This window comes from Streptomyces sp. NPDC048442, from assembly GCF_040651475.1.
In the GTDB taxonomy this organism is placed as follows: Bacteria; Actinomycetota; Actinomycetes; order Streptomycetales; family Streptomycetaceae; genus Streptomyces.
On sequence record NZ_JBEZKB010000006.1, the window covers coordinates 187,668 to 212,468 of the forward strand.

A 24,801-nucleotide genomic window follows, 5' to 3' on the forward strand; every position below is an offset into this window, starting at 1 on the left:
GCCGCGCCACCGGTGCGATGCTGGAGGGACCCTGCGGGAGGGAGTTCCGCCGTGCTTCGCGTCGCAGTCGTCGGGTCGGGCCCCAGCGGGGTCTACACGGCCCAGGCCCTTGTCCAGCAGACCGCCGTGCCCGACGTGTGGGTGGACGTACTGGACCGGCTGCCGTGTCCGTACGGGCTGGTGCGGTACGGGGTCGCACCCGACCACGAGAAGATCAAGTCCCTGCAGGGCACCCTGCGCACCGTCCTGGAGCACGAACGGATCGCCTTCGTCGGCAACATCGAGGCGGGGACGCCCGAACTGCCGCCGCAGCGGCTGCTGGAGCTGTACCACGCGGTGGTCTACTGCGTCGGCGCGGCCACCGACCGCCGGCTCGGCATCCCCGGCGAGGACCTGCCCGGCAGCTTCTCCGCCACCGAGTTCGTCTCCTGGTACAGCGCGCACCCGGACGCCGATCCCGGCGGGTTCGCGCTGGGCGTGCGGTCCGCGGTGGTCGTCGGGGTGGGCAACGTGGCGGTGGATGTGGCGCGCGTATTGGCGCGCGGGGCGCGGGAGTTGCTGCCCACGGACGTACCGAAGGGCGCACTCGACCTGCTGTCGGGGTCCACCGTGCGCGAGGTGCACATGGTGGGCCGGCGCGGTCCCTCGCAGGCCAAGTTCACCACCAAGGAGCTGCGGGAGCTGGGCGGACTGCCGGACGCCTCGGTCCGGGTGGACCCCGCTGAGCTGGCCCTGGACCCGGCGTACGGCGATCCGTCGGGGCTGCCCACGGCGCTGCGCCGCAATGTGGAGGTGCTGCGCGGCTGGGCGGACGCGCCACCCGCCGTACGGGGGCGGACACTTCGGCTGCGCTTCCATCTCCGCCCTGTCGAACTGCTCGCCGAGGCGGGCCGGGTGGCCGCCGTACGGTTCGAACGCACCGTGCCGGACGGGCTGGGCGGGGTGCGCGGCACCGGTGCGTACGAGGACATCGAGGCGCAGTTGGTGCTGCGCTCGGTCGGCTACCAGGGGATGCCGCTGCCGGGACTTCCGTTCGACCCCGCGCGCGCAACGGTGCCGCACGCGGGCGGACGGGTGCTGCGGGACGGACGCCCGTCCGCCGGGGAGTACGTCGCCGGGTGGATCAAGCGGGGGCCGACGGGAGTGATCGGAACCAACCGGCCCTGCGCCAAGGAGACGGTGGGCTCGCTGCTCGCCGACGCGGCGGCACTGGCGCGGCGGGAGGTGGCCGACGACCCCCTGGGCGCCCTGCGGGAGTCGGGGCTGCGCCCGGTGGAGTGGCCGGGATGGCTGGCGATCGAGGCGGCGGAAGCGGCGCTCGGGGCATCACTGGGGCGGCGGTCGGTGAAAATCGCCGACTGGACGGGACTGCTGGACGCGGCCCGGGACGTACGCAGCTGAACTCCGGCGCCCGGGAGGTCGGCGGGCTCTCGTCGTACGCCTGCGGGCTCTCACCGCACATCTGCGGGATTTCACCGTACGTAGGCGAGATTTCACCGTACGTAGGCGCGGTTTTCACCGTACGTCGAAGACTTCCGTCGTGCCGGTGAAGGCCCCCCGGTCCGTGCTGTTGCCGAAATAGCGCAGACGGTACGCGCCCGGGGCCGTGCGGTCGGGGACGGTCCAGGTCACGGTGGCGGTGGAGGTGGTGCGGCCGGTGCGGGACCAGCGGAAGGTCGTCGACCAGTCGCCGTCGTCCGCGATACGGGTCCAGCCGCCGCCTACCTCGCGCTCCACCGCGAGGTAGGTGTCGCCCCTGCGGAGGTCGTTGTTGGGGTGCGCCGCCACAAAGGAAGCCGTGACGTGGCCGCCGATACGGGCGAAGGAGAGCACGTCGCCGTAGGCGCGGCCGGGGTGCGGCTCGTCGGGCGCCGGGGTGCGGCGGTTCGGCCGGGCGGTGGGCAGCGGTTCGGGGGTGCCGCGGTGGACGGGCCGGCCGTCGCGCATGGCGGTGGCGAGAACGGCCGCCGTCTGGCACAGCGCGGGGAGCTGCCAGCGGCCGAAGAGGGTGCTGCCACCCTCGTACTCCTGGGCGTCGTACTCCTCGGGGGTGGTGACGTAGTGGAAGTAGCCGTTGCTGTAGCTCGCGACGAGCACCTCTTTGAGGCATGCGCCGACGATGCCCGCGACGGTGCGGCGCAGGCGCAGACCCGCCACGATGGTGACTTCGCCGGGGATGCCGATGAGGTACAGGCGGCCGATGCGCAGGAGCTGGACGGGGACGCGCTCCTGGACCATGGGGCGCAGCCGGTTCAGCGGGCCCGCGGGCAGGACGAGCGCCTTGGGCGAGTGGGCGTCGCGCAGGGCGGGCGAGAGGGCGTAGATCACCCGCTGCGAGAGGGCGTCCCAGAGGGGGTTGCGGCCTTCGCGGAAGCCCGCGAACCCCTTGCCGTCGGCCCAGGCTCCCGCGAGGGCCGCGGCGCCGCCCACGGGCGCGCCCGTACGGTGTGCGCGGCCGTCGCCGGTGAACTCGGGGCCCACTTCGGTGCCGGAGAGGTCGAGGTGGGTGATCCGGTGGTCGAGCGGGCCGGTGAGCGGGGTGGCGGCGGCGAGGAGTCCGGTGGCGGACTCCTGCTGGCGGGTGCCGGTGATCCTGGTGTTCTCGTACTCGTCCTCGGTGGGGCCGCTGCCGGGGCGGAGGTTGAGGTTCGGCGACATGTCGCCGGCGTTGGTCTGGGCGAACGCGGTGACCGGGGCGCTCTGTTCGGGCGCCAGGTAGTCCGCGCCGTGGTCCAGGCGCTCCCACTTGTAGGCGGCGTAACCCTTGTTGTCGCTGCTGATGAGCGTGTTCGTGTTGGTCATGCTGGTGTTGTGGACGGGGAACCAGTGCACCGCGCCTGCGAGTTCGCCGTCGCGGGCGATGCACAGCAGGGTGGTGTGCGGGTCGATGGCCTTGGGGAAGTACGCGCGGTCGTGCTCGGGGTTGCGGTCGAAGGCGCGGCGGGAGCGGTTGACGCTGGTGTCGTGGAGTTCGCCGTGGGCGAGGGAGAGTTCGGCGGGCGCGAGGTCGGCGAGGGCCGCGAGGGCGGCCTCGGTGATGCCGTCGACGATCGCCGCGTACGTCTTGGGGCGGAAGCCGCCCGTGTTGCTGTTGTAGAGCGCGTGGTGAAAGTAGCCGCCGGGGCCGCAGTGGGTGTGCGTCGCGGTGATCATCACGTTGGACTCGGTCCAGCCTGCGGGCAGCCGCCGTACGACTTCCTGGACCAGGCCGCCGGAGACCAGCGGGAGGTCGCAGACCACCGTCATCAGCCGCCGGTCGGCGTCCGCGGTGCCCTCGGCGAAGGCGAAGGCACGCGCGCGCAGCCGCGTGCGGATGCCCGTGGTCCGCTGTCCGGCCTTGCCGTAGCCGAGCATTCCGCACTCGGCGGCCTCCCCGGTGATGTCGGCGATGCCTCGGCCGGCCAGGTGACTCATGGACACTCGCTCTCGGGTGCGACAGGTGCGGGAGGTACGGGAGGTGCGGTGCGGGCGGCGCGGCGGAGGAACAGCCCGGCGACCGCGGCGGCGAAGAACATCAATACCCCGTACGTCGCGCCGGGGACGGCCATTTCGGTGTTCTGCAGGATTCCCATGGCGATGGTGATCGCGAGGGTGGTGTTGTGCAGGCCGATCTCCATGCACGAGGCGATGGCCTGGCCGCGTTCGACCTTGGCCAGGCGCGGCACCCAGTAGCCGACGCCCAGGCTCAGGACGAGCAGGGCGAGCGCGACGGGGCCGGTGGAGCGGAGGTAGTCGAGCAGGTTCCCCCTCTCCTGGAGGGCGGCCCCGGCGATGATCAGCACCAGGATGACCACCGAGGCGATCTTCACCGGGCGGTCCGCACGCCGTGCGAAGTGCGGGGCGCGCGCCCGGACGTACATCCCGACGGCGACCGGGATCAGGACGATCGCGAACATCTGGAGGGTCTTGGTGAACTGGAGGCCCAGTTCGGTGCCTTCGCCGAGGAAGTACTGCGCCGAGAGGTTGAAGACGATCGGCAGGGTGACGACGGAGAGCACCGAATTGACGGCGGTGAGCGTCACGTTGAGGGCCACGTCACCGCCGTAGAGGTGGCTGAAGAGGTTGGCCGCCGTGCCTCCCGGGGACGCGACGACGAGCATCATGCCGACGGCGAGAACCGGCGTGAGCCCGAAGGCGAGGACCAGAACGAAACAGAGGGCAGGGAGCAGCAGCATCTGGCAGCACAGGGCGACGACCGTGGCCTTGGGACGGGCGAGCACCCGGCGGAAGTCGGCCGGGGTGAGGCCGAGTCCGAGGCCGAGCATGATGACGGCGAGGGCGAGGGGCAGGGTGACGGCGGCGAGGTCCATGGCAGCGGCCCGCGCTGCCCGCTCAGCCGAACAGGTCGGGGTCGGAGACGGTGATCTGGTCCAGCAGCGGCTGCGCCTGGAACCAGCCGGAGAAGGAGCCGCCGAGCTGGGCGCGGGTGTGCAGCGCGGTCTCGCGGTCGATGAGTTTGGGGGTGCCCGCCGCCATGGCGAGGAGCTGCGCCTGGCAGGAACGTTCCATCGTGATGAACCACCAGACGGCCTCGGCGACGGTGCCCCCGACGGTGAGCAGGCCGTGGTTCTGGAGGATCACCGCCTTGTACGAGGCGAGGGCCCTGCCTATCCGCTTGCCCTCCTCGGCGTCGCTGACCACTCCCGAGTAGTCGGCGTAGAGGCCGTGGTCCTCGAAGAACGCGCAGGCGTCCTGGGTGATCGGGTCGAGCGGGACGCCGAGGCTGGAGAACGCCTTGCCGTGCAGGGAGTGCGCGTGTGCGGCGGCTGTCGCATCGGGGCGGGCCTCGTGGACGGCGGCGTGGATGACGAACGCGGCGCGGTTCACCGGCCGGTTTCCGTGCAGCAGCTTGCCCTCGTGGTCGACCAGGATCAGATCGGAGGCCTTGATCAGGGAGAAGGCCATGCCGAAGGGGTTCACCCAGAAGTGTTCGGGGTGCTCGGGATCGCGGACGGTGATGTGGCCCGCGACGCCCTCGGAGAAGCCGAACCGGCCGAACAGGCGGAATCCGGCTGCCAGTTGTTCCTTGCGGTACTGCCGCTCCTCCTCGACGGTGTCGAAGGCGGGCGGCATCGGCATGGAAACGCCGGGCGGCATGGGGCCCGCGGCCGCTGCGATGACCTGCTGCACGGTGGGGGACGTCATGGACTGACTCTCCTCGTCGGTCGGGCCGTTCGGGGCGTACCGACTGGATGGTTTCCAAGAGGAGGGAGGCTGTCAAGGAATCCGTCCGGAAACGGGGCCCGGCCGCGTCCGACGCCCCTGTGGGGCGGGGCCGGGCCGTGCCCGACGACCCTGCGGACATTCCCGGCTTACCGCACTGACCTGGGCGAACGCCCTGTCCCGGGGCCATTGTCAGTGCTGGGGTGCAGACTGGCCGATACCTGGAGACAACGACGTCTGGGAGGTGTCGGCCATGTCCGACGTACTGCTCGCTGTAGGCACACGCAAGGGACTCTTCCTCGGCCGCAAACGCGGCGGGGAGTGGGAGTTCGACGGCCCGCACTTCAACGCGCAGGCCGTGTATTCGGTGGGGATCGACCAGAGCGGGGACTCGCCCCGGCTGCTGGTCGGCGGGGACAGCGCGCACTGGGGTCCTTCGGTGTTCCACTCCGACGATCTCGGTGCGACCTGGACGGAACCGAAGGAGCCCGCCGTCAAGTTCCCGAAGGACACCGGGACTTCGCTGGAGCGGGTGTGGCAGCTCCATCCGGCGGGGCCCGCGGCGCCGGGGGTGGTGTACGCGGGGACGGAGCCCGCGGCGCTGTTCCGCTCGACGGACCGGGGCGAGAGCTTCGAGCTCGTACGGCCACTGTGGGAGCATCCGACCCGCTCGCAGTGGGTGCCGGGCGGAGGCGGCGAGGCCGTGCACACGGTGGTGACCCATCCGCGCGACCCGGACCTGGTGACGGTGGCGGTGTCGACGGCCGGGGTGTTCCGGTCCCGGGACGGCGGAGCGAGCTGGGCGCCGGCCAACAAGGGCGTGTCGGCGGTCTTCCTGCCTGACCCGAATCCGGAGTTCGGCCAGTGCGTGCACAAGGTCGCGCAGGACGCGGTCGACGCGGACCGGCTCTATCTGCAGAACCACTGGGGGGTGTTCCGCAGTGACGACGCGGGGGCGAACTGGACGGACATCGGCGCGGGGCTGCCGTCCACCTTCGGCTTCGCGGTGGCCGCCCACCCGCACCGCGGGGACACGGCGTACGTCTTCCCGATCACCGCGGACTCGGACCGGGTGCCGGCGGACCGCAGGTGCCGGGTCTACCGGACTCAGGACGCGGGCAAGAACTGGGAGCCGCTGACGGCCGGGCTGCCGCAGGAGGAGCACTACGGGACGGTACTGCGCGACGCGATGCGCACGGACGACAACGCCCCCGCGGCAGGGGTGTACTTCGGCAATCGCAACGGCGAGGTGTTCGCGAGCGCGGACGACGGCGACACCTGGCAGCAGATCGCCTCGCACCTGCCGGACGTGCTGTGCGTGCGGGCGGCGGTGATCGATTGAGGGCATACCGAGGGCACGCCGGGGTGAGGAGCCGCCGGAATGGGGCCAGTAGAGTGACGCTCTGTGGCAGCAAGACCGTTGAAAGAGAGCGTTGAGCCCGGCTGGGCGGACGCACTGGAACCCGTGGCAGGGCAGATCGCCGCGATGGGCGACTTCCTCCGTGCCGAGATCGCCGCAGGACGCACCTACGTGCCCGCGGGCGCCAACGTATTGCGCGCGTTCCAGCAGCCGTTCGACGAGGTCCGGGTCCTGATCGTGGGTCAGGACCCCTATCCGACACCGGGGCAGGCCATCGGGCTCAGCTTCGCCGTCGCGCCCGATGTGCGTCAGTTGCCGGGCAGCCTGGAAAACATCTACCGGGAACTGCACACCGACCTCGGAGCACCCCGGCCCTCCAACGGCGACCTCACCCCGTGGACCCGCCAGGGTGTGCTGCTCCTCAACAGGGCGCTCACCACCGCCCCCCGCAAGCCCGGCGCCCACCGGGGCAAGGGTTGGGAGGAGGTGACCGAGCAGGCCATCCGCGCCCTGGTCGCGCGCGGCACGCCGCTGGTCGCGGTGCTGTGGGGCAGTGATGCACGCAGGCTGAAGCCACTGTTGGGCGAGGTGCCGTGCGTGGAATCGGTGCACCCGTCCCCGATGTCCGCCGACCGCGGGTTCTTCGGCTCGCGGCCGTTCAGCCGTGCCAACGAGCTCCTTGCCGGCCAGGGGGTGCAGCCGGTGGACTGGCGACTGCCGTAGAGCAGAGTACGGCGTGGTGCGGCGAGCCCGTCACGCTCCTGTATGAGGACGGCCAGCTCCCGGCACTCGTCAAGGCCGACCTGGGTACGTACGTCATGAAGTCCTCAGGTAAGTGGAGCTGACCTGGGCTTCTAGGCAGCTTTACTGCCCTGGCCTGGGAGGGAACACCTTTCGGCGGCTTTCAGCTTCGTGCGACTTTGTGTAGCTGGTTCTCCGCGGGGACTCCCCAGGAGGGCTGAAACTCCCCAGATTCTCCCCCAGCCGACTGCTGGGAGGAGGGGCTGGGAGTGGGTGGTGCACGTTACTGAATGTCATCGTGGGGTCCGACGTTGGGCAGGTGCGGTTGCGCGGGCTTACTCCGGGCAGGGTGTTGTTCCGCGACGTCCGAGCTGCTCAAGCCCGCCGTACCAGCAGGTTCTTCGTCTGCTGGTGGTACACGGGCCATTGTGGTGTTGACCAGGTAAAACGGCCTCCTGACGGTCGTGTTGGGAAGCATTGGCCCGCGTACGGTCCGGATCTTGTTCTGCCGGGGGCCAGTTGTTGGACAGGGCGGTCTGTTCGTGAGAGGGGGAAGCCTGGCTCTCTGTCCCAAATGGCACAAGTAGGCGAAAGCGTCTTCTGGCGTCTACGTGGTCCAAGTTGGGAGCTTTTGGCCTGGTCAGGGCCTTGTGGTTCAGGTGCGTCGACGCAGTTGGTGACATCTGCGTGATCGTGGCGACTGATGTGGACCCCCGTCGGCTTGTTCCTGCGGCGGTCCCTCGTATCTCGGCCTGGGCCAGGGTGCCAGTTCACTCGACACGCTCGGCCTGGATCCTGGCGAGGTCGCTGTATGTACCCGTGGCCGGGCACTGCCCCTGATCGATTGCCCGAACTCCTCCGACCCGAACCGGCCCGAGACGCCCAGGTCCTTGTCGATGACCAGGATGTTCTCCACCATCCAGCCCAACGCGAGCGCCAGATCCACCAGCGCGTACTGCCGTGTGGGCGACTCCGTATGCTCGCGGACCTGCAGCATTGTCGACTGCCGCAGGTAGATGATCGCGAGGCCGGAGCGGTGCGACGTGGTGATCTTTCCCTCGACGTTCACGACCGTCACCTTCCGCCCGCAGCGACGCCTCGACCATGTTCGCCACCGCCATCACGGCGTCCTCGCGCTGTCAGCCCTTGATGCGCATCCGGCCTCGCTCCCGGCCGCCGGCCACCGCTCGTACCGTGTCGGCGCCTCACGGCGACTCTCCACTTCGCCGCTGGTCGGCACAACGTTTGGCCAACGCATCCAGAAGCACCCCCAGTTCAACGAGTGACTCCTGCGAAACCCGTACATCCTCGGCAGCCGGCCCACGGTCGGTCCACGTCACGGGCAGCGTCATCCTCGCCCCGGTCCCGGTATCGACCACGAACATCCGCCCGCCGCCCCGCTTCATCGAGTACAGAACCTCGACCCGATGCCCGGACAGCGGATGAAACGGGTGCGTCACCGTCAACCAACCCAAATACTTCTTGGACGCTGCGGCCGTATGCCGCCTCCGTCACGACCCGCCGTCCGGACGCCGGCGCCGAACCGCACCGCGCACCCGCGCGGTGCGGCGCCTTCGGACAGAGCCGGCCGTCACGCCGACCGATGACCTGTGTAACCTGCGGCCGGTGGAAATGGGACTCAACGCAGATGACTGGCTGGCGGATACACGGACGTCTTACGACACCGTCGCGGCAAGTTACAGAGAACTGACGCGACACATCTTGGACGAAGCACCTGAAGAACGTGAGGCCCTGGCCGTGTTCGCGGGCCTGGTGCGTGCCCGGGGCGGCGGGCCGGTCGCGGACGTGGGGTGCGGGACAGGCAGGATCACGGCCCACCTGCGGGAGCTGGGCCTGGACGTGTTCGGCATCGATCTGTCACCCGGAATGATCGAGGTGGCCCGCCGCGACCACCCCGGGGTGCGGTTCGATCTCGGTTCTATGACGGACCTCGCCCTGGCCGATGCCTCGGTCACCGGTTTGGTCGCCTGGTACTCGCTGATCCACATCCCTGACGACGAGATCAGCTCCGTACTCGCGCACTTCCGCCGAGTGCTCGTGCCCGGTGGGCCCTTGCTGCTCAGCTTCCACGTCGGAGACGCGTCGCATCTGAAGACCGAGGGCTATGGAGGGCACCCGATGAAGGTCCATGTCCATCGCCGGCAGCACGACCGGATGATCGCGTGGCTTGAGCAAGCCGGCTTCGATGTCGAGACGCACAAGACTCTCACCTCGGCCGAGAGCAAGCTGGGAGGGATCATCCTCGCGTGTCGTCGCCCCTGAGAACGGGCTCAGGGGCCGGTCTCGATCTCCACACCGGTGACGGCGATCAGGCGGCCTGAATCCGCCTCGTGCATTGCCATGTCTGCGATCTCCGTACCCGGGCGTTTCGTGCTGCGCCATCGGCGGACGGCGATCGTGAACACCGCGCCGAGGTCCGCGTTGCCGAAGTAGCCGATTTCCTGATCGGTCACCTTGCGCCGCAGGAACTGCTCGTCGGTGCGGCCGAGCGAGCGCCACAGTCGCAGCAACGCCGTGTCGAAAATGGAGAAATAGGACGCGAAGTACATCAGGCCGGCGGCGTTGAGGTCACGCACGACGTCGAGGGTGTATTCGACGGTGAAGGACGGATCGGCCTCGACGAAGCCGGGTGGTCCTGCAGGGTGGAAGCTGTCCGCTGTGCGGGCCCTGCCGACCAAGGCGCGGGGCGAGTACTTGTTCGGGAGACGTGGTAGGTCGGCGTACGCGAAATCCGCCGGGCTGACCTGGGCCAGGCTCTTGTTGCTGCCGGCGCTCGTGCGGGCGATCCAGCGGTTGAAGTTCTCGGCGTAGAGGCAGTCCGGGTGCCGTCGTTCGTACACCTCGACGGGGTCGAGCGGCACGTCGTCGAGCTCCAGGTCCGCGGGCGCCAGCCGGTGAAGGGTCATCACAGACCGGCTTCCCAGCTGAAACGCTCTGGAGCTGACCCGGAGTTCGTCCCCGAAGGCGAGGCCGTGGGGGTGGATAGTCCGTCCTCCGCGGACGCGGAAGTAGTAGAAGGAGAGATAGGCGGGCTCGCCGTCGGGGGTGCGGGCGGAGTGCACCTTCATGCGGCAGGCGTTCGCGACCGTGTCCCAGGTCCAGTCGCCGATCCGGCCGAAGAGCAGCGATCCGCCGCTGCACATGCCGGGAGCGACGACCACGTGGCGGGACCGAAGCTCAGCCGTGGCGGAGTCGAGCATGTTCATTCCTCCACCGCCCCTTGCCCCGCGTGCTCTTGATCAGTGACTGCCGAGGGCCTGGCCACGCGCCAAGTCTCGGCGGATGCCCCTGATGCCTCCACCGTCGCCCTGAGAGTCCACCAGCCGAGCCGGCCAGCTGCGCGGACATCACCAACGCCGGGAAGCCGGGCCTGGTGCGGCTCCTGGCCGACGGGCCCGCAGTCGAGATCTTGGCCGATGCCGGCTATCAGGGACTGGGTTCCCAGACCGGCGGGCACGTGGTGACACCACCGCACCGGAAGTTCAAGAAGAACCCGCCCGAGTGGTACGAGGAGATGCACGAGCGTCAGCGCAAGCCCACTCCTCGCGTCGCATCCGGGTCGAGCACGGTATCGGCCATATGAAGAACTGGCGATCCCTCGCCCGACACCGCGGCCGACGCGAGCACATGAGCGACACCATCCAAGCCGTCGCCAGACTGCTGTCCCATCAGCAGGCCGCCTCGGCAGCAGGCGGTTCGCACCGGTGAACACAAGGGGCTGACCGCGGCCTTCGACGCGCCATCGCCGACTGTGCACGAGCTCGTTAGAAGCCCAGGTCAGCCCTACTTACCTGAGGACTTCGTGACGTACGTACCCAGGTCGTCGGCCTTGACGAGTGCCGCGAGCTGGCCGTCTTCATACAAGGGGCGTGACTGGCCCGCCGCACTCCAAGCCGCACCCTGCTCTAGGGCAGTCGCCAGTCCACCGGCTGCACCCCCTGGCCGGCAAGGAGCTCGTTGGCACGGCTGAACGGCCGCGAGCCGAAGAACCCACGGTCCGCCGACATCGGCGACGGATGCACCGACTCCACGCACGGCACGTCACCCAGCAGCGGCCGGAGCCTGCGCGCATCACTGCCCCACAACACCGCCACCAACGGCTTGCCCCGCGCCGCCAGCGCCCGGATCGCCTGCTCCGTGATCTCCTCCCAGCCCTTGCCCCGATGCGCACCAGGCTTGCGCGGCGCCGTGGTGAGCGCCCTGTTGAGCAGCAGCACACCCTGCTGCGTCCATGGAGTGAGGTCACCGTTGGAAGGCCTCGGGGCGCCGATGTCGGTGTGCAGTTCCCGGTAGATGTTCTCCAGGCTGCCCGGGAGGTTCCGCACCTCGGGCGCGACGGCGAAGCTGAGCCCGATGGCCATGCCCGGCGTGGGGTACGGGTCCTGGCCGACGATCAGGACCCGTACCTCGTCGAAGGGCTGCTGAAAAGCGCGGAGCACGTGCGCGCCGGCCGGCAGGTACGTCCGCCCGGCCGCGATCTCGGCCCGAAGGAAGTCCCCCATGGCGGCGACGCGTTCAGCCACGGGTTCGAGAGCTTTCGCCCACCCGGGCTCGATAAGCTCGTGCAAAGGTCGTGGTGCCATGATCAGTCACTTCTACTCGGCTGCGGGAGAGGAGAGGCACCTCTCGAACAGGGCCGCTCCGAGGCGCTATTCTTCCTCGTCGTCGAGATCATCACACTGTTCGAGGAGATCTCGCAGCCGCTCGGAAGGAAGGAGGGGAGCCCGATGCAACCAGTAGTCGATCCACTCACTCATCGTCATCGTCCCTGGCCAGCCCCTCATCCGGAAAACCGAGATCCTGGAACTCCCGCACACGCGGTGGGACTGAGCTTCTCGGTCGCACCCGACGTGCAGCCGGTGCCGCCCAGCCTGGACAACATCTTCTGGGAGATGCACACCGATCTCGGTCATCCCCGCCCCTCCAACGGGGACCTCACCCCGTGGACGAAGCAGGGGGTGCTGCTGCTCAACAGGGCACTCACCACCGCGCCGCGCAAGCCCAACGCCCACCAGGGCAAGGGCTGGGAGCAGGTCACCGAGCAGGCCATCCAGGCTCTGGCGGCGCGCGAGAAGCCGCTGGTGGCGGTGTTGTGGGGCAGTAACGCCCGCAGCCTGCGACGGCTGCTCGGCACCGTGCCCTGCGTGGAGTCGGTGCACCCCTCGCCGAGGTCGGCGGACCGGGGGTTCTTTGGCTCGCGCCCGTTCAGCCGGACCAATGAACTGCTGGTCCAGCAGGGCGCGGCACCGGTGGACTGGCAGCTTCCGTAACCATGGACGGCCACGGCGGGAGCGGGTACGTCCTCGGGGTCGACTCCGGTGGTTCGGGCGTGCGGTTCGCCCTCGCCCGGGTCGGCACTCGCACACCGGTGACACCCCCTGTGGTGTCCCGCGAACCGGTGCGCACGGGGCCCGGGGGGATCGACACCGCTCATCTGGCCGCCCAACTGGTCCCGGCTGCCCGGCGGTTGCTGGCCGGGGTCGACGGCGGCGAGCCGGTGGCGGTGTGTGTCGGCGCCGCCGGGATGGCCACGCTCGGGGACGGGCTGCGGGCCGAGCTGCCCGGGTTGCTGGCCAGGGAGTTCGGTGTACGGAGGGTGGCGCTCGCCGCCGACGGGGTCACCGCGTACGCCGGGGCCCTCGGGCAGCGGCCGGGGGCCGTGGTCGCCGCGGGCACCGGTCTGATCGCCCTGGGCACGGACCTGCGCGGGTGGCGGCGGGCCGACGGCTGGGGGCATCTGCTGGGCGACTGCGGCGGCGGGGCGTGGATCGGCCGGGCCGGTCTCGAGGCGGCGATGCGCGCCCACGACGGGCGGCGCGGCGGATCGGCCGCCCTGCTCGGGCGCCTTGAGGCCGTGTTCGGGCCCGCGGCGGGGCTGCCGGGGCGACTGTACCCGCGTACCGACCGACCCGCCGTGCTCGCCTCGTTCGCCCCTGAGGTGGCCGCGTGCGCGCCGCGGGACCCGGTGGCGGAGGGCATCCTGCGGGAGGCCGCCCGGCACATCGCGGACACGGCGGCCGCGGTGTGCCCGCGGCCGGACGGCGCGAACGGGGCACCCCCGGCCTGCGAGGCGGCAGAGGTGGCCGAGGTCGCAGAGGTGGCGCTCACCGGCGGACTGCTGAAGCTGGGCGAGCCCCTCCTCGTACCGCTGCGCGAAGAGATCGCGAAGGAGCTGCCGCACGTCCGATTCGTACCCGCGGCGGGGGATCCGCTCGACGGGGCGCTGGAAATTGCCACGGCGCTCGCGACCGACACCCTGGCATTTCCGTACGATCCGCACATGTTTCACGTATCGGGACATCGATCCCGTTGATTTGCCGCGCATTCACCGTCATTCACCGTCATGCACCGGATAAAACGGGACAGATACCGCTCGAATGCACCCTCCCCGAACGGCCGCACCCGCAAAGCCAGTAGCATGCGGCGCCATGAGCTCCCCCACTGGGCCCGCTTCCGGCCTGCCTGTACGAATGCCGCGCCCCCGCCAGTCCGGACGCCATCGCCGTCCGGAGCCCGTAGCGGCTCCCGAGGGCGCGCCCGCACTTGTTCTCGCCGTTCCCGGCGAGCCGTCCACCGCCACGCGCAGCCTGGCGGAAGAACTTCTGAGCATCGCCCGTTCCGAGCTGCCGGGCCTCGACGCCCGCATCGGTTACCTCGACGGTGACGACCAGGGCGAGTACCCGACGCTGGACGCCGTGCTCGCGCACGCGGCCGCCGAGCGCACTTCCCGCTACGAGCTGGCCCTGGCCGTCGGCCGCGAGGTTTCGGCGCCCGAGGGCCCCGTCGCCGTCGTCGTGCCGCTGCTGGCCGGGCCCGAGGCCTCCACGATGCGCCGCATACGGCAGGCACTCGTGGACAGCCACGCGGCCGCCGAGCTGACCGACGTCCTCGGCCCGCACCCGCTGCTCGCAGAAGCCCTGCACGTACGGCTCTCGGAGGCCGGTCTGTCGCGCGCGGACCGCGCCCGGCTGTTCACGGTCGCCACGGCGGCCGACGGCATCGTGCTGGCCACGGTCGGCGGCGAGGAGGCCGTGCAGGCGGCCGGGATCACCGGCATGCTGCTGGCCGCGCGCCTCGCGGTGCCGGTGATGGCCGCCGCGCTCGACGAGGAGGGCTCGATCGCCTCGATCGCCGAGCAGCTCCGCGGTTCGGGATCCGCGAACCTGGCGCTCGCGCCGTACCTGATCGGCCCGGAGGTGGCGGGCGACCTGCTGGAGACGGCCGCGAAGGAGGCGGGCTGCGCGTTCGCCGAGCCTCTCGGCGCGTACCCGGCGATCGGCAAGCTGGTGCTGGGGCAGTACGCGACGGCGCTGGGCATCACGCCGCAGCAGACGGCGCAGGTCCACTGACGGGCCGCGCACACGTAGGTACGAGAAGGGCCCGCACCCGGTCGCAGGGGGTGCGGGCCCTTCTCGTGCCTACGGAAACGACGTGCGTCAGCCGAAGACCACGCAGGACGCCGCCGGCGCCTCGACCGAGCCCGCCCGCTGCGGAACCCCGGTCTCCGGGTCGATGTCGAACCAGGTGACGTCCCCGGAGCGCTCGTTGGCCGCGTACAGGCGCCGGCCGGCCGGGTCCAGGGCCAGGTCGCGCGGCCAGTGGCCGCCGCACGGCACCGTGGTGCGCAGTTCGGGGCGCGCGCCGCCGTCGGAGAGGGCGAACACGGAAATACTGTCGTGGCCGCGGTTGGCGACCCACAGGAAGCGCCCGTCGGGGGCGACGACGACCTCTGACGCGTAGCTGGGGCCCTCGGGCGGGTCCGGGAGCAGGGAGACCTCCGAGAGCGGCGTGAGGGCGCCTGTGGCCGCTTTCCAGCGGCAGACGGTGAGGGTCGGCATCAGCTCGTTGACGATGTACGCGTACGTGCCCGCCGGGTGGAAGGCCAGGTGGCGCGGGCCGGTGCCGGGCCGCAGCGCGACCTCGGCGCGCACGCTCAGGGTGCCGGTGTCCGCGGCGAGCGCGCAGACCCGCACCGAGTCGGTGCCGAGGTCGACGCTCAGCACCCAGCGGCCGGTCGGGTCCGGCAGCACCTGGTGGGCGTGGGGGCCCTCCTGTCGGCTCTCGTCGGGGCCGCTGCCGTGGTGGTGCAGGACGCAGGACGGCTGGTCGGGGGTGCCGTCGGCGCGCAGCGGCAGGACGGTGACGCTGCCGGAACCGTAGTTCGCGGCGACCAGGTGGCCGCCGACGAGTGTGAGGTGGGTGGGCGAGCCGCCTCCGACCGGCACCGGCTCCCCCAGCGGGCGGGGCAGCGCGTCGGCTGTGTCGAACGCGGCGGCCGCACCCCTGTCGGTCTCGCTCACCGCGTACAGGAACTGCCCGCCGGGCGCGAGGGCCAGGTATGACGGGTCGGCGACGGCGTCGGTCGCGCCGAGCACGGTGAGCGCTCCCGTCGCCGGGTCCACCGCGGCGGTGACGAGACCGCGCCCGCCCGCGGAGGTGAAAGAGCCGATGAAGGCGCGGGCCTGCTCGGGGCGGGCCTGCCCGGGAGGGGCCTGCCGGGGGTTCTCCGGGTGTGCTCCCGATGCCGTGCTGCTGCTCACCGTGCAGCCCCTTTCCGCGAGTTCGTGTGTGCCGGGGCCGACGGTAGCAGGACGGTCTAGACCACCCCTCTGGCTCGTACGAGCGCGTCGTCGTGGTGCGTGAACAGCGGTGTGAGCTCGGTGTTGTCGTACGTCCGGTGGAAGACCGGCGTCGCGGCACCCGACATCGGCGGCACGATCCACGACCAGTCGGCGCCCACCTCCCGGCCCTTGGCGTCCTCCCGGTCGAGGTGGGTGAGGAAACGTTCCGACTCGGTGTGATGGTCGGTGATGGTGATGCCCGCGCGGTCGAAGGAGTGCAGGACGGCCCGGTTGAGCTCGACCAGCGCCCGGTCCTTCCACAGCGAACGGTCGGTGGTGACGTCGAGTCCGAGGCGCTCCGCGACCGGTGGCAGCAGGTTGTAGCGGTCGGCGTCGGCGAGGTCGCGGGCGCCGATCTCCGTGCCCATGTACCAGCCGTTGAAGGGCGCGCAGGGGTAGCAGATGCCGCCGATCTCCAGGCACATGTGGGAGATCGCGGGGACCGCGTGCCAGCGCAGTCCCCACTCCTCGGCCCACGTGTCCTCCGGGTGCTGGAGCGGCACTTCGAGTACGGCGTCGGCGGGCAGCTCGTACAGCTGCGGCTTGTCGTCGCTGCCCTGCACGATCAGCGGCAGTACGTCGAAGGGGCTGCCGGGACCGCCGCGCCACCCGAGCCGCACGGCGAGTTCGGTGAGGCCGGTGTTGCGCGGGTCGCCGACGACGGCGCCGCCGGCGGCGGTGTAACCGGCGTACCTGACCAGCTGTTCGTTCCAGATGCGGGGGCCGGGGCGGGCCGGGGTGTCGGGGGCGAAGACGGTGATCAGGGGGCGGATCCGGCCGCCGTTGCCCGCCTCGCGGAGGTGGTCGGCGCACTCGCGGGCGACGGTGTCGGCGTCGCTGATGTGCCGGCGGTCGCGGACGCGGAGGGAGTTCCAATAGAGGCGGCCGATGCAGCGGTTGCTGTTGCGCCAGGCGACGCGGGCGCCGAAGGCGAGTTCGCCGGGGGTGTGGCGGTACGTGCCGGTGGCGTCGATCTCCGCGTGCACGGCGGCGAGCCGGGGCCCGGGGTCGCCGTGTGCGGGCATCTCGCGGTGGTGGAGACGGACGAAGTCCTCGGCGAGGCGGTGCAGGGCGGGGAGGTCGGTGGCGTACGCACGGTTGTCGGGCTGTCCGGCGGTCGGACCGGCCGGGAGGTCCGGCGGAGGCCCGCCGCCATGAGCGATCGGGCACCGGGCGGCGGAGTCGACGACCGGGGCGGCCCGGTCGTGCTGCACCGGGGCGGGAGCGGGAGTGTGGGCGGCGCCTGTGGGAGGAGTGCCGCCTGTGGGAGGAGTGCCGCCTGTGCGGTCGTGCTGCTCGGGGATGCCCGGGACGGCGACGCCATCGGGGTCGGCCGGGACGGGGGCGAGGAGCCCGGTCGGGCCGGTCGGGCCCGGGACGGGGGCCCCTGGCCGGCCGGTCGGGACAGCCTGGCCCGGATCGAAGGCCCCGGCAGGGACAGCCGGGACGGGGGCGGCGGTCCCGGCCTGGCCGGGCCGGCCGAACCATCCGGGGGAACCTGTGGGACGTACAGGACCAGCGTGCGCCGGAACCTCGCCCGCTGCCGGGCCGCTCGCTGTCGTGGAGCCTGCCACGGGGGGCCCGAACCACGCGAGGGGGCCCGCCGGTTCGGGCCGGTCCGGTTCAGGCCCACCATCTGCCCCGGGGGCTGACCCCGGGGCCGGCCCCCTGACCGATCCAGAAGCCGACCCGCGGTCCGCCGTTCCACGCTCCGGGCCGGGGATCAGTCCGGCTATCGGGCCAGGTGCCGGCCCGGACATCGGCCCCGGCATCGGCCCGGGCATCGGCCCCGGTATCGGTCCAGCGGCTCGCTCAAGGTCATCGCGCATCCTGCTCGCATCCCCAGGCATCGAAGATTCACGCCCCGGAATTCCGTCCCGCCGGAGCGTCCCTCCGCATGATGCCGCCGGGTTTACCCCCGATGTACGCCGATCAGCCGGTTGGGCACCGGCCAAAGGGGAGCGCGGAGAAGTGCGCAGGGGCGCGTCGAGCTCAACGAGCGCCCCTCACCACCTGAAGCGCTCAGCAATTGCCCGCGGAGGAAGCGCGCGGTTGCCCGCTGAGGGGTGCGGCCAGCTGCGCCAGCGCGTGCTCGATGGCATGCAGGTGGCCGAGTGCCGGCGCGCCGGCGGCGTGCTCCACACCGGGAGCGGCCTCCGTCCCCGCCTCCACATGATCGGGGTTGACGAGCGCCTCGACCGCCCTCTCCACCCGCCAGCAGGCCGCGGTGAGGCGTGCGTCGTGGGACGCCTCCTGGTCGGCGGCGATCCCTGCGAGCGCGCGCACCTCCCGGACACAGTCGTCGAGCAGGGCGAGCACCTGGCGCGCGCGGGCCTTGCGCCCCCGCAGCGGGCTCAGGGGGTGTACGAGCGGGGCGAGCGAGAGCCGGACACGTCCCAGCAGGAGTTCCAGTTCCGCCACGCTCAGGGCGGGGTTCGCGTCCGGCTTTCCCGCGAGCCGGGCCGCGGCCTCGGCCGTACAGGTGTGCACGCACTGCACGGCGCGATGGATCCAGGCGTTGGTGGTCGAGTGGGTGGTGATGGGCAGCACGAACAGCACCGCGAGTACCACCCCGGCGGCACCCGCAGCCGTCTCGGCGAGGCGCAGTACGAGCAGGCCGTGGTCCAGGACACCCAGGAGTCCGTAGAGCAGGCCAGCCATCAGGGTCACCGCCAGCATCATCCACGTGTACGAAACGGCGGCGGTGTAGAAGATCCCGAAGACGCAGACCGCCACCAGGATCGCGGTGGGGACGGGGGCGCCGTCCAGTTCCACCGCCACGATCAGGCCGAGGGAGATGCCCGTGAGGGTGCCCGCCACCCGGCGGAAGCCGCGTACGAGGGTCTCGCCGCGCGAGGCGGTGTTGACGAAGATCCACCAGACGGTGCCAACGGCCCAGTACCAGCGGTCCTCGGAGAGGTACTGGCCCACCCCCAGGGCGAACGCCGAGGCCGCCGTCGCCTGAATCGCCTGCCGGGTGGTCACCCGGGACAGACGCCGCCCCGGTGCCGCGACCGGAAGCACTGGCGGCTCCATGCGCCTCTCGTAGCACCAGAAGCCGAAACGCACCGTCGAGGAAGCGACCAGCGCGAGGGCAACGGCTGCGTACAGCTCGGGCAGCTGTGCCGGCACGGCATGCAGGAACTGCGTCATGAAGAAGGCCATGAACGCAAAGATCCCCAGGGCGTGCCCCCGCGGCCCCCACTTCCTGGCGTACACCCCCGCACCCACCACGGCGAGGAACGCCGCGTCCCGCAGCAGGGAATGGTCGTGCAGCGAAGTCGCCAGTGCCAGGACCGGGAACCCGACGACCGGAAGCAGCGCGGTCGTGACGGCCTGTTTCCGGACGGTGGAGTCGGCAACCGTGAAGAGCGCGAGCAGCGCGGCAAGCCCTGCGGTGATCGCCGCGACCAGCGAATGACCGACCAGCCCCGAGAGGGACACGGCCAGCCCAATGCCCAGAACGGCCCGGAGCCCGCTGCGCAGCCGCACCCTGCCCGGGTCCGGTGCCACGAACACCTTCTTCAACGCCGTTGCCACTCCCTGGCCTCCCGAAATGTTCTCCCGCACAGAAATGGCGCCGCGAGATCCGCAGCGCCATCGACTCGGTCATTTCAACATCAGGACACCCCTTGGCTCAACTTGACCCGTTCAGACTGTGCCATTGGCACAGCCAGACGCAGACAACGACTACCGAATGGGTACCAGCGACCCAGTCCGCCGGGAACGTGCCCCTACGAGCAGCACCACACACTGCGGTTGGACGGACCCCAGGTTCATCTGCTGGATGCAGTCGGCCAGGTCGGTGTGATCCTTCTCGTCGGTACAACCGCACTGGAGATCGATCTCGCTCTGGTGCGCCGTACCAGCAGGACGTCACTCACGGCGGGGGACCATCGCGGCCGGGGTGGAGGTCGATGATGTCGTGAGCCGAAGCACGATGGTTGTCACATAGGCAGGCTGGTTGTCACCGACAGTGTTGTGGGTGGTTGAGCCTGAGCGCGACAGGTCGACAACTGTGGTCATCCATCTCCGGCCTCCCAGTTCTGGTTCTCCTGGGTCAGCCTCTGCGGGCTCAGAGAAGGTCGAGGTCGGGGGTGCCGCAAATGTCGGCGAGTCCTATGAACAGGCCGCTGCGAGGGAGCTGGCCGAAGAGCTGGGTATTCGTGCGTTGCCGCGCCTGCTGTTCACGTTCATCAACCGCAGCGGCCTGAGCCCTCACTGGCTCGGCGTGCACGAAGCCGTGGTGGCGGACGCCGTGGTCCCCGATCCCGATGAGGTTGCCTGGCATGACTGGCTGATCGAGCCGGAGCTGCGGTCGGCCCTGCGGGAGTGGCGCTTCACCCCCGACAGCCGCGAAGTCTTCAGTCGGTATTTGGCGTTCCGGACCACGCGTTCCTGACCTTGTGTCGGCGTACACGGGTAAGTGCTCGGCCGCGTACTGCCGGACGTGCTCGCCCGTTCGCTTCAGCGGGGGCCTTTTCTCACCGCGCGGTTGCCCGACGGTGGGTGGCGCGGATCAGCACGGCGACCAGGGCCGCCAGGTCGAGGGCGCCGTCCGGGTCATCCGCGTAGCGGGTGGTCTGCAGCGGCCCCACTTCATCCAGGCGTACTCCTTCCGTTTCCAGGACGTGGGCGAGGACCAGTAGTGCCAGCCGGGCGTTGCCGTCCGGGTAGGGGTGGAAGAAGGCGATGTCCAGGTACGCTCTGGCCGCGCGGGCGGGCAGAGGAACCGACGGGTCGGCGCTCTGGTACAGGCAGGCGGCGAAGTCCTGCCAAGTGTGGGGCGTCAGCCCATATCGTTCCCGGCCATCTTTGGCGAAGGCGTCGCTCTGACGCAGACGCACCTCGTTCACACCGAGGACCAGTTGCTGCCAGCCGGTGAGCAGGGCCGGGGTGAGCGGTTCTCCCCGTGAGGCCGCGGCGCGGTACAGGGTCATCGCGGCAAGCAGTCGGCCAGCGCGGTCCGGGTCGCGGCGGCGGACCGGACCGTCGAACCAGGCGGCGAGTCCGTCCACGACCGGGCGTACCGGGGCCAGGCCCACGCTCGCGGCCGAGGACCAGTCGACCTGCTCCCTGACCTTGCACCACACGGCCAGCGAGTCATCGCTCACGGTAGAAACCCTGGCCGGTCAGGCGGATCGCCAGGTCCTCTCCCACCGTGTCGACCAGGGTCGGGGCGGGTGCGACGTGGCTCTTGAACCGGCCGCCGATCGCGGCTTCCACCGCTTTCTGGGCCTCTTTCTGTCCCAGGCCGGTGGAGGTGAGGAACCAGGTCAGCGTCGTCTCGCAGATCCCGTACCAGGACGACTCGGCGTGGGTGCTGTTGACGACCGCGGTGACCAGGCGGGTCACCGCGCGTTCCAGATGCCAGCTGCGGTCCTCGGCGTCCGCGCAGGGAAGCGGTGCGAGTTGCTCGAACCGCTCGGCCATGTCCTCCAGCCAGTCACGCCACTCCAGCAGACAGGTCACGACGCGTTCGGCGGTCTCCTCCGCCTCCCCGACCGAGTGCGCATCGCAGCACCATGCCTCGACGGGCCCACCGAAATGGGTCGAGTGATCCCATCCGCAGGCCCACCGGCCGTAACGGGACACCAGGAACACGGTGACCTCGTCGATGAATCGAAAGCCCGCCATCTGCTCGGCACCGATGGGAGGCACCATCGGCATGATCAGCGCCGTCAGCTGCGCCGCCTCATCCTCGTCCCAGTCGAAGGCGTGCCGGCCGGGGTCAGCGGCGGACCACGGCAAGTCCCGGGCTTGTTCGCGGTGGATGGACGTGGTGTACCCCCGAAGTCAGACATGACGGAACAACTGACCGATCATGCCGACCGGGTCGAGACCTGTCACCCCAATTACATGACCACCGGCCTGCGTCTCCTGCCGCCATCACGCTCAGGCTCAGCGTCTGTCGATCGCCTTGGTCAGGTGTTTGGCGTGCGTCTTCTAGGTACCGCCAAGTCAGATTCCCACGTGTTCACCGGCTCCGGTTCTTTCACAGTTCGTTCACCGTCGACGAGGCGCACCGCCGTACTCGATGTGCTGTCCGGCGGACGCCTCACCAGTGGCCGACAGAAGGCGTTCAGTGGGACAGTGGCTTCGATCATGCTGCGGCAACCGCGCCAATGGCACAGCTTCAGGACCTGCCGCAGCGCCGCGAGGAGGCCAACGGACCATGGTGGTGCCACATGTCGGTGGATGAGCTCGACACCCGGATTCTGCGGTTGCTGATCGAGCAGCCGCGCACGAGCGTGCGTGAGTACGCGCGGATCCTGGGCATCGCGCGGGGCACCCTGCAGGCGCGGCTCGACCGGCTGGAGCGGGACGGGGTGATCACCGGCACGGGGCCGGCCCTCTCCCCCGCCGCGCTGGGGCATCCGGTGCTGGCGTTCGTGCACGTCGAGGTCATGCAGGGGCACCTGGACGAGGTCGGGGACGCGCTCGCCGGGGTGCCGGAGATCGTCGAGGCGTTCTCGATCACGGGCGGCGGGGACCTGATGACCCGGGTGGTGGCACGCGATGCCGGGCACCTGGAGGACGTCATCCAGCGGCTGATCCAGGTGCCGGGGGTGGTCAGGACGCGTACGGAGGTGGCGTTGCGGGAGCGGGTGCCGCACCGGCTGCTGCCGTTGGTGGAGGCGATCGGGAGGGCCGCCAGAGCCCGCTGATTCCGATGCTTCATGCTGGGCCCATGAGCACTCCGCGCCCCCTCTCGGTCATCTTCGATCTCGACGGCACTCTGGTGGACAGCGAGCCGAACTATTACGAGGCGGGGCGCAGGCTCCTGGCGGCGCACGGCGTGCCGGAGTTCACCTGGGAGGAGAACTCCCGCTTCGTCGGGATCGGCACGCGCGAGACGCTGCAGATCCTGCGGGAGAGGTACCAGATCGCGGGGGACCTCGACGAGTTGCTGGCCGAGTACAACCGGCTGTACCTGGAGCTGGCCCGTGCCTCGACCGAGGTCTTTCCGGAGATGCGGAAGCTGGTGGAGCGGCTGCACACGGAGGGGGTACCGATGGCCGTGGCGTCCGGGTCGTCGCGGACCGCCATCGAGGCGGTGCTGGCGGGGACGGGCCTCGACGGGTACCTGGGCGAGGCGGCGGGCACGGTGGTCGTCTCCGCGGACGAGGTGGCGCACGGCAAGCCCGCCCCGGACATCTTCCTGCGGACCGCTGCCCGGCTGGCGGCCGAGCCCGGCTACTGCGCGGTGTTCGAGGACACGGTGCCGGGAGTGACGGCGGCGTTCGCGGCGGGGATGCGGTGCGCGGCGATTCCGTACGTACGGGGAAGCGAGAGCGATCCGGCGTTCTCCACGGCCGATCTGCTCTTCCGGGGCGGGCACGCCGACTTCACCGCGCAGGCGGCGTACGTCTGGCTGGGGCTCTGAGTTCTCGGATCCCCAGCCGGACGGCCTGAAGGCGTTTCAGAGGGTCGATCCGCGCCCTCGCAACTGTCAAGACACTGCGCCGGATTGAGCGGGGTCACCCCGGGGATGTAGTCCCCGGGATGCATCGCCCCTCCCCCGTACACCCTTGGGTCGATGGCACCGGCTCCCGCGCTTCGTAACGTTCCCCTCATGAACCGACGCACCTTCCTGACCAGCGCCGCAGCGACCGCGACCGTCTTCGCCGGACTCGGCGCAGGTACCGCTTCGGCGGACCGCGCGCCCACCCAAATGGCGGCCCAGGGGCTGGAGTTGCCTCGCCCGACCGGCACCGCCCCGATCGGAATGACCACGCTCCACCTGACGGACGAGAGCCGCCAGGACCCCTGGGTGCCCGCCGGGAAACGGGAGTTGATGGTCTCGCTCTGGTATCCGGCGCAGCGCCCGTCGGGCACCCCCGCCCCGTATATGGCCGCCGCCGAGTCCACGGCGTACATCACGGCCATCGGCTACCCCCTGGAGCCGCAGATCCTGAGTACGGTCACCACGCACGCCACCGTCGACGCGCAGGCCGTGCCCACCCTCAACGGGCTCCCCCTCGTGGTCCTCTCACCCGGCTTCGGCATGCCCCGGGCGACCCTCTCCGGACTGGCCGAGGAGCTGGCGAGCCGGGGTTACGCCGTCGCGGGCATCGGCCACAACTACGAGGCCGACGGCATCACCTTCCCCGACGGACACACCACCACCAGCGTGGCGAAGAACACCGAGTTCCCGAAGCTCGGCGGCGTACGCGCCGAGGACGTCTCCTTCGTGCTCGATCAACTCTGCGGCAGACGGGGCGAGTTCCGCAGCGGCGTACGGATCGACGGCTCCCGCATCGCGATGGCCGGGCACTCGGCGGGCGGCTTCAGCACGGTCCCCGCCATGCTGGGCGATTCGCGCATCCGGGCCGGGCTGAACATCGACGGGAACTTCCACTTCGTCAACGACACCCCACTGAACCGCCCGTACCTGATGCTCGGCAAGCAGGACCACACCCCCGGGGCCGAGCCCACCTGGGACGAGACGTGGCCCGAACTCACCGGCTGGAAGCGCTGGTTGAGCGTGGATGGAATGCAGCACCTCTCGTTCTCCGACGTGGCCTCACTGGGCAAGCAGCTCGGCTTCCCGCTCCAGGACCTCGACGGCGACCGTGCGGCCGCCCTGACCCGCGCGTACGTCGCCGCCTTCGCCGACACCCACCTGCGCGGACGGCCCGCACCGCTGCTCGACGGACCGTCGGCGCTCTACCCGGAGGTGCGCTTTCACCGGCCGTAGGCGCATTTCAACCGACGGGACGCGCACCGGGCGCCGGACCCATAACGCCCGTCGTATGCCCTTCCGGGATGCCCCAAGTCGTCATGTCCACGCTCATACTCGCGACGTACGTGTGAAGCACGTGTGACGCACGAGTAAGCGACGCACACATCTGCACGTGCGGCAACGAACAGCTTCCTACCCCCACCCACGAT

22 protein-coding genes and 2 pseudogenes are annotated in these 24,801 nt (G+C 70.6%); 12 read left to right on the plus strand and 12 right to left on the minus strand.

The genetic code is table 11. The annotated features are described in order from the left end of the window. The first annotated feature begins 51 nt into the window (after positions 1-51). Positions 52-1,401, plus strand: coding sequence for an FAD-dependent oxidoreductase (locus AB0D18_RS12005; RefSeq protein WP_362415649.1), 1,350 nt, complete (start codon positions 52-54; stop codon positions 1,399-1,401). Positions 1,402-1,515: 114 nt separating this feature from the next. On the opposite strand, the gene AB0D18_RS12010 is transcribed toward AB0D18_RS12005, so the two are convergent. The 3 genes and pseudogenes from AB0D18_RS12010 to AB0D18_RS12020 form a co-directional block, all read right to left on the minus strand. Further along, on the minus strand, positions 1,516-3,414 hold the full coding sequence (locus AB0D18_RS12010; RefSeq protein ID WP_362415651.1) for a neutral/alkaline non-lysosomal ceramidase N-terminal domain-containing protein: 1,899 nt from the start codon (positions 3,412-3,414) through the stop codon (positions 1,516-1,518). Beyond that, positions 3,411-4,316: pseudogene (locus AB0D18_RS12015) on the minus strand (bile acid:sodium symporter family protein); the annotation flags it as partial. The gene AB0D18_RS12010 and the pseudogene AB0D18_RS12015, both read right to left, overlap by 4 nt. A gap of 16 nt (positions 4,317-4,332) precedes the next feature. Next, a complete protein-coding gene (locus tag AB0D18_RS12020; RefSeq protein WP_362415653.1) occupies positions 4,333-5,145 on the minus strand; it encodes a class II aldolase/adducin family protein in 813 nt (270 codons plus the stop codon). 271 nt (positions 5,146-5,416) lie between these two features. On the opposite strand from AB0D18_RS12020, the gene AB0D18_RS12025 reads away from it, so the two are divergent. Further along, positions 5,417-6,505: an exo-alpha-sialidase gene (locus tag AB0D18_RS12025; RefSeq protein WP_362415655.1), complete on the plus strand. Its 1,089-nt coding sequence runs from the start codon at positions 5,417-5,419 to the stop codon at positions 6,503-6,505. A 63-nt stretch (positions 6,506-6,568) separates the two neighbouring features. Then, entirely contained in the window at positions 6,569-7,246 is a 678-nt protein-coding gene (locus AB0D18_RS12030) for a uracil-DNA glycosylase (RefSeq protein ID WP_362415657.1), read from the plus strand. A gap of 673 nt (positions 7,247-7,919) precedes the next feature. Here the strand turns inward: AB0D18_RS12030 and AB0D18_RS12035 are convergent. Then, positions 7,920-8,333, minus strand: a complete 414-nt coding sequence (locus AB0D18_RS12035) for a recombinase family protein (protein WP_362415659.1) — start codon at positions 8,331-8,333, stop codon at positions 7,920-7,922. Between AB0D18_RS12035 and AB0D18_RS12040 the strand changes: the two genes are divergently transcribed. Further along, positions 8,308-8,550 (plus strand): hypothetical protein, encoded by a 243-nt coding sequence (locus AB0D18_RS12040; RefSeq protein WP_362415972.1) that lies wholly within the window; start codon positions 8,308-8,310, stop codon positions 8,548-8,550. The two genes, AB0D18_RS12035 and AB0D18_RS12040, sit on opposite strands and share 26 nt — an antisense overlap. Here the strand turns inward: AB0D18_RS12040 and AB0D18_RS12045 are convergent. Further along, on the minus strand, positions 8,470-8,670 hold the full coding sequence (locus AB0D18_RS12045; RefSeq protein ID WP_362415946.1) for a hypothetical protein: 201 nt from the start codon (positions 8,668-8,670) through the stop codon (positions 8,470-8,472). The genes AB0D18_RS12040 and AB0D18_RS12045 overlap by 81 nt on opposite strands. Positions 8,671-8,896: 226 nt before the next feature. On the opposite strand from AB0D18_RS12045, the gene AB0D18_RS12050 reads away from it, so the two are divergent. After that, positions 8,897-9,547, plus strand: coding sequence for a class I SAM-dependent methyltransferase (locus AB0D18_RS12050; protein WP_362415948.1), 651 nt, complete (start codon positions 8,897-8,899; stop codon positions 9,545-9,547). An 8-nt stretch (positions 9,548-9,555) separates the two neighbouring features. On the opposite strand, the gene AB0D18_RS12055 is transcribed toward AB0D18_RS12050, so the two are convergent. Together AB0D18_RS12055 and AB0D18_RS12060 are read right to left on the minus strand one after the other, a co-directional pair. Next, positions 9,556-10,491, minus strand: a complete 936-nt coding sequence (locus tag AB0D18_RS12055) for an LnmK family bifunctional acyltransferase/decarboxylase (RefSeq protein ID WP_362415661.1) — start codon at positions 10,489-10,491, stop codon at positions 9,556-9,558. A gap of 699 nt (positions 10,492-11,190) precedes the next feature. Continuing rightward, a complete protein-coding gene (locus tag AB0D18_RS12060) occupies positions 11,191-11,868 on the minus strand; it encodes a uracil-DNA glycosylase (RefSeq protein WP_362415663.1) in 678 nt (225 codons plus the stop codon). 222 nt (positions 11,869-12,090) lie between these two features. Here AB0D18_RS12060 and AB0D18_RS12065 point away from each other — a divergent pair. The 3 genes and pseudogenes from AB0D18_RS12065 to AB0D18_RS12075 all read left to right on the plus strand — a co-directional run. Next, positions 12,091-12,555: pseudogene (locus AB0D18_RS12065) on the plus strand (uracil-DNA glycosylase); the annotation flags it as partial. 2 nt (positions 12,556-12,557) lie between these two features. Further along, positions 12,558-13,598, plus strand: a complete 1,041-nt coding sequence (locus AB0D18_RS12070; protein ID WP_362415665.1) for a BadF/BadG/BcrA/BcrD ATPase family protein — start codon at positions 12,558-12,560, stop codon at positions 13,596-13,598. A 115-nt stretch (positions 13,599-13,713) separates the two neighbouring features. Beyond that, a complete protein-coding gene (locus tag AB0D18_RS12075) occupies positions 13,714-14,634 on the plus strand; it encodes a hypothetical protein (protein ID WP_362415667.1) in 921 nt (306 codons plus the stop codon). An 87-nt stretch (positions 14,635-14,721) separates the two neighbouring features. Here the strand turns inward: AB0D18_RS12075 and AB0D18_RS12080 are convergent, their stop codons facing one another. From AB0D18_RS12080 to AB0D18_RS12090, 3 genes are all read right to left on the minus strand, one after another. Beyond that, positions 14,722-15,735, minus strand: coding sequence for a lactonase family protein (locus tag AB0D18_RS12080; RefSeq protein ID WP_362415950.1), 1,014 nt, complete (start codon positions 15,733-15,735; stop codon positions 14,722-14,724). 146 nt (positions 15,736-15,881) lie between these two features. Next, positions 15,882-16,976, minus strand: a complete 1,095-nt coding sequence (locus tag AB0D18_RS12085; RefSeq protein WP_362415952.1) for a nitric oxide synthase oxygenase — start codon at positions 16,974-16,976, stop codon at positions 15,882-15,884. Between the two features lie 952 nt (positions 16,977-17,928). Further along, complete coding sequence (locus AB0D18_RS12090; protein ID WP_362415669.1) at positions 17,929-19,446, minus strand: FUSC family protein; 1,518 nt, start codon at positions 19,444-19,446, stop codon at positions 17,929-17,931. A 484-nt stretch (positions 19,447-19,930) separates the two neighbouring features. Here AB0D18_RS12090 and AB0D18_RS12095 point away from each other — a divergent pair, with 484 nt between their 5' ends. Beyond that, on the plus strand, positions 19,931-20,308 hold the full coding sequence (locus AB0D18_RS12095; RefSeq protein ID WP_362415954.1) for an NUDIX domain-containing protein: 378 nt from the start codon (positions 19,931-19,933) through the stop codon (positions 20,306-20,308). Between the two features lie 82 nt (positions 20,309-20,390). Here the strand turns inward: AB0D18_RS12095 and AB0D18_RS12100 are convergent, their stop codons facing one another. Together AB0D18_RS12100 and AB0D18_RS12105 are read right to left on the minus strand one after the other, a co-directional pair. Further along, on the minus strand, positions 20,391-21,020 hold the full coding sequence (locus AB0D18_RS12100; protein ID WP_362415670.1) for a Fic family protein: 630 nt from the start codon (positions 21,018-21,020) through the stop codon (positions 20,391-20,393). Further along, positions 21,010-21,657, minus strand: coding sequence for a hypothetical protein (locus AB0D18_RS12105; protein WP_362415672.1), 648 nt, complete (start codon positions 21,655-21,657; stop codon positions 21,010-21,012). Before AB0D18_RS12105 ends, AB0D18_RS12100 begins: the two co-directional genes overlap by 11 nt. Positions 21,658-22,094: 437 nt before the next feature. On the opposite strand from AB0D18_RS12105, the gene AB0D18_RS12110 reads away from it, so the two are divergent. The 3 genes from AB0D18_RS12110 (at position 22,095) to AB0D18_RS12120 (ending at position 24,607) form a co-directional block, all read left to right on the plus strand. Continuing rightward, a complete protein-coding gene (locus tag AB0D18_RS12110) occupies positions 22,095-22,574 on the plus strand; it encodes an Lrp/AsnC family transcriptional regulator (protein WP_362415956.1) in 480 nt (159 codons plus the stop codon). Between the two features lie 23 nt (positions 22,575-22,597). After that, entirely contained in the window at positions 22,598-23,293 is a 696-nt protein-coding gene (locus AB0D18_RS12115; protein ID WP_362415674.1) for an HAD family phosphatase, read from the plus strand. Between the two features lie 189 nt (positions 23,294-23,482). Further along, positions 23,483-24,607, plus strand: coding sequence for an alpha/beta hydrolase (locus AB0D18_RS12120; RefSeq protein ID WP_362415676.1), 1,125 nt, complete (start codon positions 23,483-23,485; stop codon positions 24,605-24,607). The last annotated feature ends 194 nt before the right edge of the window (positions 24,608-24,801 follow it).

Excerpts from the sequence above, each read along its gene's own strand:
- AB0D18_RS12010 (WP_362415651.1), bottom strand. The coding sequence starts at position 3,414 with ATGAGTCACCTGGCCGGCCGAGGCATCGCCGACATCACCGGGGAGGCC.
- AB0D18_RS12020 (WP_362415653.1), bottom strand. The coding sequence starts at position 5,145 with ATGACGTCCCCCACCGTGCAGCAGGTCATCGCAGCGGCCGCGGGCCCC.
- AB0D18_RS12025 (WP_362415655.1), top strand. The coding sequence starts at position 5,417 with ATGTCCGACGTACTGCTCGCTGTAGGCACACGCAAGGGACTCTTCCTC.
- AB0D18_RS12045 (WP_362415946.1), bottom strand. The coding sequence starts at position 8,670 with ATGAAGCGGGGCGGCGGGCGGATGTTCGTGGTCGATACCGGGACCGGG.
- AB0D18_RS12050 (WP_362415948.1), top strand. The coding sequence starts at position 8,897 with ATGGGACTCAACGCAGATGACTGGCTGGCGGATACACGGACGTCTTAC.
- AB0D18_RS12055 (WP_362415661.1), bottom strand. The coding sequence starts at position 10,491 with ATGAACATGCTCGACTCCGCCACGGCTGAGCTTCGGTCCCGCCACGTG.
- AB0D18_RS12060 (WP_362415663.1), bottom strand. The coding sequence starts at position 11,868 with ATGGCACCACGACCTTTGCACGAGCTTATCGAGCCCGGGTGGGCGAAA.
- AB0D18_RS12070 (WP_362415665.1), top strand. The coding sequence starts at position 12,558 with ATGGACGGCCACGGCGGGAGCGGGTACGTCCTCGGGGTCGACTCCGGT.
- AB0D18_RS12075 (WP_362415667.1), top strand. The coding sequence starts at position 13,714 with ATGAGCTCCCCCACTGGGCCCGCTTCCGGCCTGCCTGTACGAATGCCG.
- AB0D18_RS12110 (WP_362415956.1), top strand. The coding sequence starts at position 22,095 with ATGTCGGTGGATGAGCTCGACACCCGGATTCTGCGGTTGCTGATCGAG.
- AB0D18_RS12115 (WP_362415674.1), top strand. The coding sequence starts at position 22,598 with ATGAGCACTCCGCGCCCCCTCTCGGTCATCTTCGATCTCGACGGCACT.
- AB0D18_RS12120 (WP_362415676.1), top strand. The coding sequence starts at position 23,483 with ATGAACCGACGCACCTTCCTGACCAGCGCCGCAGCGACCGCGACCGTC.